Source organism: Paenibacillus sp. F024 (assembly GCF_057814255.1).
This window is the reverse complement of record NZ_JBVASZ010000024.1, coordinates 62592-69227: the sequence shown is the minus strand read 5'-3', so window position 1 is coordinate 69227 and position 6636 is coordinate 62592. Positions and strand designations below refer to the sequence as shown.

Below are 6636 nucleotides of genomic sequence, written 5' to 3'. Positions count from 1 at the left end.
GAAAGGGCTGAGAAGTTTGCTTTCTCGTTATTTAGAGCTTTGTTAACCTTTTGGAACCGCCGTATGCGGACCCGCATGTACGGTGGTGTGAGAGGTCGGGGGCTAGGCGCCCCCTCCTACTCGATTGGAATATAATGCCTCAATCTTAAATGAAAACAGTGTCGTACAATGTTGTTTATTCGACAAATTAACATAATATTGTGTATAAAACTCCAAAAAATTCACATCGGTAATTACAGTCTAAAAGAACCTTAATGACAACCATTTACTTACAGCTAAAGTCCTAAAGTGTATCTTTAAAACAATCCTCAACGTAGTCTGGAATTGCCTTATTTAACTGATCGAGTGTATGAAGGTATCTTTGGGTTGTATTGATCATGACCTAGATTTTCCTGAACTTGCTTGAGAGACGCGCCATGAAGAAGTGCTAAAGTCGCGTTAGTATGACGAAGCCAATGCGGCGTCGGTTCTTTTGCCAGGTTACTTTGTTTACGGGCTTTTTGTAAAATTCTCTACATGCCTGACAGACAAAGGAAATAATTCGTCAAATAATGATTTTTGCTGTTCACCGGCACTTTGGGAGAGCGAACACAGGTAGTCGGATTATGAGCAAATATGCCGATGTTTGGATCGCTCCCCCACCAATAAAGTGAACGTAAAGGTGCAAGAAAATTAGCAACGGAAGCTGGAGACAAAGGGCTTTTTACTGGAACTGCAAACCCCTTCACTTAGTCCTATTTTAAATACTTCAATTTCTTTCCATGTCACGTTTCGTAATGGTTTAAATGAGGTGAACTGTCGCAATAAACGGATGGCTCTATTATAATTTCGTATGGTATATTCGGATTCCCCGCCAAATGACTTTAAAAACATGGACACAATTTGATCATCCGTAAATGGATGGCTTGGGTGACCATTTGGACAGTGTATCGTTTTTTTTTGAGAATCCGGCTAGACCATAGTAGCCTCATGAAGTCCGATTGATATAACGAATCATCGAATGCAAACAATCCGTCCGAACCTACAAGAAAACTCCCGATCGAATTCCAAATGAAATAGCTTAAAAACAGCTATCCCGCCAGTAAGAATTAGATTTTCAAGATAGGTGCGTTATATTTTTAGTTTGGTTTTTGTTCAGAAAATACTACACCAGTTATACATACTTGTATCGTATAGTAAATAAGGAATCTTCATACGGCTTAGGACAAGATGGATATGATGAGTCGGCCCTTTATGGTAAATTGCAGGAGCAATTCATTAGATATGCCTGCCAAGATAGAAGATTAATTATAAGACGACTAAGGAGGCAACTAGACATGTGTCAACACTGCGGTGATCAGAATCATCAATTGGAGCATGAACAATCCGGAGACAAAAAAATTTCGCGCCGCGAAATGATCAACAAAGTGGGAAAAAGCTGTCTTCTTGTAGGGTTGGGAATGCCGATTGTTCCAGTCTTGGCCCAGACGAATATAGGTGATGGTGTGTTTAAGAAAATGATGAACAGCGAAGTGGTCAAGCGGGACAAAGTCCAGACATTGACCATTCTGGAAACGTGTGACGTTCATTCGCAATATGTGACTCATCCAGAATTTTTCTGGGAAAATAATCAGCCTGTTTTCCGAATGGCAGGCGGATATTCTCGTATTTATACATTATTTGAACGGGTGAGAGCCGAAAACCCGGGTCGCACCATTGCAGTTGATTGCGGGGACTGTTTTTCCGGCAATTACGTGACTGCGAAGACCAAAGGAGAAGCGTTGATTCCAATCCTGAACCACCTGCGATATGATGTGTTCATGCCGGGGAACTGGGAGGAACAGGAAGGACCTGAGCAATTCCGCATATTGATGAACAAGCTTACTTCTATGCCTATTTGTGCTAACATGATTGACGAAAAAACAGGTGAGGATGTAATTGCTCCCTATTATACGCAGGAAGTAAACGGTTTGAAAATCGGCTATATCGGCTACACCGATCCGTTTGTGAAAGTCAGACAGCCGTTGTCGTTCACGCGAGGGTTAAAGTTTACAATGCCGGAAGAAAGCATTGCCAAGTATGTGGATATTCTCCGTAACAAGGAAAAATGCGATGTGGTTTTGGCCCTTACACACCTGGGATTGCCGGCACAAGTGGATCTATCGAACAATCCGGGGTGCGAAGGCGTGGACTTTATCCTCGGGGCGGACACGCATGAACGATTGCGCGAACCGATAAAGGGCAAATATGCTCCGGTGGTCGAACCGGGTTCGTTCGGTTCGTTTGTAGGTCGGGTTGATATGGTTGTGGAAGACGGAAAAGTAAAAGACTATTCCTACCAGATGATTGAAGTCAGCCCGGACATATATCCGGAAGATCCGAGCATGCAGTGGATTGTTAACAAGGTGCGGAAACCCTACATTTCATTCCTGAAAAAGGAAGTTGGTTCCACAAAAACTCCGTTGTATCGCTACTCGGTGCTTGAAACAACAATGGACAACATGATTTCTGACAGCATGCGGGAAGCAACTAATGCAAACATCGGAATCACCCAGGGATACCGCTTCAGTCCGCCAATCGTGCCCGGACCGATTACGGAGGAAGATTTAACGAACATGCTTCCGTTGGAATTTAAACTGAAAACTGGAATTGCAACCGGAAAGCAGATTTGGGATTGGATGGAAGAGGAGTTGGAATTGTCGTTCCGTCCCAAAGCCCTTGTTTGGGTGGTTCGAATTTCCGGAATGAAGGTGGAGTGTGTCTCAAGCAAGCCGAAGGGACAGCGGATTACCAAGATTGAAGTAAATGGCGAGCCGATCGATTTAAACAGGGAATACAAAGTGGTTTCATTCCAAAGAGAAGGAGAGGAACAGGATATGGTGTACAAAATCAAAAAAATGAAAGATACGCAAGTGCTGTCCATAACCCAATACGATGCTATCCGGGAATTCTTGAATAAACATTCCCCAATTAGTTATCAGATCGAAGGCCGGGTTGTGGCAACCGACCTGCCGCCGATTGTTCTTTCACGTTCCCTGCCTCCAGGAAGCGGCTATGAGTTTCATTAATTTGTTGTCAACCGCAGAATCACCTTTCCCAAAACATGATGTGTAGTGGAGTATAGGCGTGTTCACATACTGAGAGGATTAAATTTGATTGTTTTTTTTCTTTATCAATTCTTAAAATAATTATTGTATTCTATTCCTTAACGTGTAAAGGGGGGAGAATGTTGAAAGGAAAGACGATCTTGATTGTTGAAGATGATGCGAAAATCCGAAACCTGCTAAAAATTTATCTGGAAAAAGAAGGATATGAAGTTTTGGAAGCGCAAGACGGAATGGATGGAATGGATATTTTCATGAAATCCGACCCGTGCTTTGTCATACTGGATCTCATGCTTCCGAAAAAAAGCGGGGAAGACTTATGTCAATGGATTCGCGCCGAGTTGAAAAGCGATATTCCCATTATCATGTTAACGGCAAAGGTAGATGAATCTGAGCGAATCAAAGGCTTGCAAATGGGAGCGGATGATTATATCATCAAGCCATTCAGTCCACAAGAAGTTGTCGCGAGGGTTGATACGGTACTTAGAAGAACGGCTAACCGGTGCAGCAAAATCAGTTATAAGGGATTAACCATCAAACCGTTGCGCGGGGAAGTTAAATATAACGGCAGCATCATTCCGCTGACAACACATGAATTTAAATTGCTGTATTATTTCATGAGACACCCGAATCAGATTTTAACGCGTGAACAAATCCTTCAGGAGCTTTATCCGAATGAAGAGAAAACGGTGATCGATCGTACGGTGGATGTCCATATCGGTAAGCTTCGGGAGAAAATCGAGACATCAAATGAAGTCCCTCTGTTTTTTGAAACCATTCGGGGAATGGGGTATCGGTTTGTCGCCAATTAAGTATGCTCTAGCTTGGAAGAATCATCTGACATGGAAATTAATCGTGGTCAATGTTGTAGTCATTGCCGTTGTGATTTGGTTTGCAGGCGTTTCTGTTAAAGATTTTGCTTGCATATTGGTTGGGCAGTACCAACTGGTCGGAGAAGAAAAAAGCCAGTTCTTCAATCAAACGATGCAATTTTACTTGTTGAGGGCAAGTGTTCTGGCCATCATTGTTGCCGCGGTCATCCACTTCTTTTTTATCAAAAGGCTATTAGCCCCGCTTAAACGGCTGACACAGTCTGCACAGCAGCTTGCAGTTGGAACATACCCGGACCCCATTCAACCCTCATCGGAAGATGAGTTCGGTCAACTCACCCGACACTTTAATGAATTGACTCGAACGTTGAAGCGAACGGAAGAAAACCGGAAACGGATGTTGAGCAACATCTCACATGATCTGCGGACTCCTTTAAGCAGTTTGAATGGGTATTTAGAGGCATTGAGCAACGGCGTGCTTCAGGGAAATCAGGAGCTTTATCAATCGCTTTTGGAGGAATCCTTGCATTTAACCCGGTTAGTGGACCAACTGCATCAACTCACCGTATGGGAAGACAGGCAAAAGAATCGATTGACTTTAAGCCAAATAGATATCCATGAACTGACGAACCGTTGTATACAAACGTTTCGATGGGAATATCAGAACAAGGACATTGAACTGCACGTTTCCATCCAGGCGGATACCGTGATAGGGGACGATGACGGGCTAAAACAAGTGATGAACAATCTGTTGAAAAACGCTTTAGTGTACAACACGGGACGAAACGTATGGGTGACAGGGGAAACCGAAGATCAGTTCTATCGAATTACGGTCAGCAACTTGGGAGAACCTTTGCAGGAGGATATGCGTGAGCTTGTATTTGAACGGTTTTTCCAGGCTGATCCGTCAAGACATCGAGGGGAGGATATAAAGGGAAGCGGCCTCGGTCTTGCGATTGTCAAAGAAATTGTCGAACAGCTTGGAGGAAAGTCAGGGCTTTATTCAGAAGGCAACAACCATTCCTTTTGGTTTACGATTCCTCGGTACTTGGGTTCGATTCCCATTCAAGAGACATGATCAGTCAAATACAAAAAATATGGGGCGACTCCCCTATTTCAACGATTTTGTGATCAGCAAAAAAATGCTTGATCGCTTTATGGGCATGCAGGTCCAATTTTTTCTTGGCCGATTCGTGTTGGTGCAGGATCTGTTCGCCAGCGCTGACAATCCGATATATCGCGTCGAGTTTTATAGGTTTACCTCGAACGAGGAAATGCTCAATGCGGTTTCCTTTAGGGTTATAGGGCTTATAGGCCATCGATATTCCGGATGAACGCAACACATATCCGCCTTTCTGCTGAAAAGGATCCGGGGAAAAGACTTGCTCCAGATTGGCCTCAAAGGCCTTCAAGATACTCTGACCATCCAACTCAACTGTAAACAGTTCCGGATTCGTCGGGATAATTTGGTATAAGTCTTTTACCGTCATCCGCCCTGGAAGAATCGGCGCGCCGTACCTCCAACCGTGTGATAAGGCGATGTCCGCCTCTGCCGCATGCAGATAAGCGTCGGTAATGAGACGATCCATCGGCGTTTCGTTCAGGGTCATGCGATGCAGCGGCGTCTTCAACTCGCCAATGACCTCATTTAATTGCGACTCGTATGGCTGCATGATCTCTTTGATCAGGAGGGAGAGATCAGGATCTTCTTCGAATTGATCGGCGAGCAGCGGGATGAGGCGGTGCCGTACATTCGTAATTTTTCCGTATTCAAAGGCAAGGTCGAGTTGACCGAGGAAGGAAGCGCTCGCCCCAGATTGAATAATCCAGGTTCCATTCTGGCGTATCGGTTTGGCGATCCGGTCATGGCTGTGGCCGCTTAGAATGATATCGATTCCGTCTATGAGTGATGCCGCTTTAACGTCTAGAGGCAATCCCATATGACTGATTACTACGACAAGATCCGCTTTATGCCCCACCCGCAATCGTTGAATGACCGATTTCATTTCTTCCACATCGAGCGAAAAAGTCAAACCCTCCGAGAAGGACGGCGGCATGGTTTGATCCACAAAAGGGTAAGTCCAACCCGTCAGACCTACCTTGACTCCCCCTACCTCCTTCATCATGCAAGATTGAAAAGGAATCTGTTTGGCGGAAGTTGAAGACGCGTTCATCGTTAAGGCAGGTATGGAAGCTCGGCTTAATAGGGAAAAAAGCTGATCCGTACCGTAAGCGTAATCCCAGTTGCCAGGCACCAGCGCATCAAGCGGCATTTGCTTGAGAAGCGGCAGGATGGCCTCACCTCTGGAAAGAACCAACGGGGCCGTGCCGTGAAAGAGATCGCCTCCATCGGCGAATATTACATTCGGCTGCTGTTTTTTCAAGCGATTTACATAGTACGCAATACGTGAAAAACCTCCGCAAGAAATATAGGAAGGACGCGGATCGTTCCAAAAAAATTCAGTGTGGGTATCCAAGCAACCATGCGTGTCGTTTTGCTGGATAAACGTGATTTCCAAGAAGAATTCCTCCTAAAAGTTTTGATGAATGCGCAAGCAGTCGATAAAACTACATCGAAAGCATATGCTTAGTAATTCATATCAGGGTAAGTCCCATTATTGGTAGTATGCAGCATTTAAGCGTTCTTTATTAAAGCTTAACACAACACTGATACCATGAAACCGCAAGCAGCAGGGAAGGAGAGATGACGGTGTCGCATGGAT

Annotated in this window: 5 protein-coding genes; 3 read left to right on the top strand and 2 right to left on the bottom strand. The window is 44.5% G+C overall.

Going from position 1 to position 6636, the window contains the following annotated elements:
* Positions 1-329: 329 nt before the first annotated feature.
* Entirely contained in the window at positions 330-479 is a 150-nt protein-coding gene (locus ACZYR9_RS20565; protein WP_488980336.1) for a tyrosine-type recombinase/integrase, read from the bottom strand.
* Positions 480-1316: 837 nt separating this feature from the next.
* Between ACZYR9_RS20565 and ACZYR9_RS20560 the strand changes: the two genes are divergently transcribed.
* The 3 genes from ACZYR9_RS20560 (at position 1317) to ACZYR9_RS20550 (ending at position 4991) form a co-directional block, all read left to right on the top strand.
* Positions 1317-3047 (top strand): bifunctional metallophosphatase/5'-nucleotidase, encoded by a 1731-nt coding sequence (locus tag ACZYR9_RS20560; RefSeq protein WP_488980329.1) that lies wholly within the window; start codon positions 1317-1319, stop codon positions 3045-3047.
* Between the two features lie 158 nt (positions 3048-3205).
* Positions 3206-3895 (top strand): response regulator transcription factor, encoded by a 690-nt coding sequence (locus tag ACZYR9_RS20555; protein ID WP_488980328.1) that lies wholly within the window; start codon positions 3206-3208, stop codon positions 3893-3895.
* Positions 3882-4991: a sensor histidine kinase gene (locus ACZYR9_RS20550; protein ID WP_488980327.1), complete on the top strand. Its 1110-nt coding sequence runs from the start codon at positions 3882-3884 to the stop codon at positions 4989-4991. The genes ACZYR9_RS20555 and ACZYR9_RS20550 overlap by 14 nt, the downstream gene beginning before the upstream one ends.
* 4 nt (positions 4992-4995) lie before the next feature.
* Here the strand turns inward: ACZYR9_RS20550 and ACZYR9_RS20545 are convergent, their stop codons facing one another.
* Positions 4996-6432: a bifunctional metallophosphatase/5'-nucleotidase gene (locus ACZYR9_RS20545; RefSeq protein WP_488980326.1), complete on the bottom strand. Its 1437-nt coding sequence runs from the start codon at positions 6430-6432 to the stop codon at positions 4996-4998.
* Positions 6433-6636 lie beyond the last annotated feature (204 nt).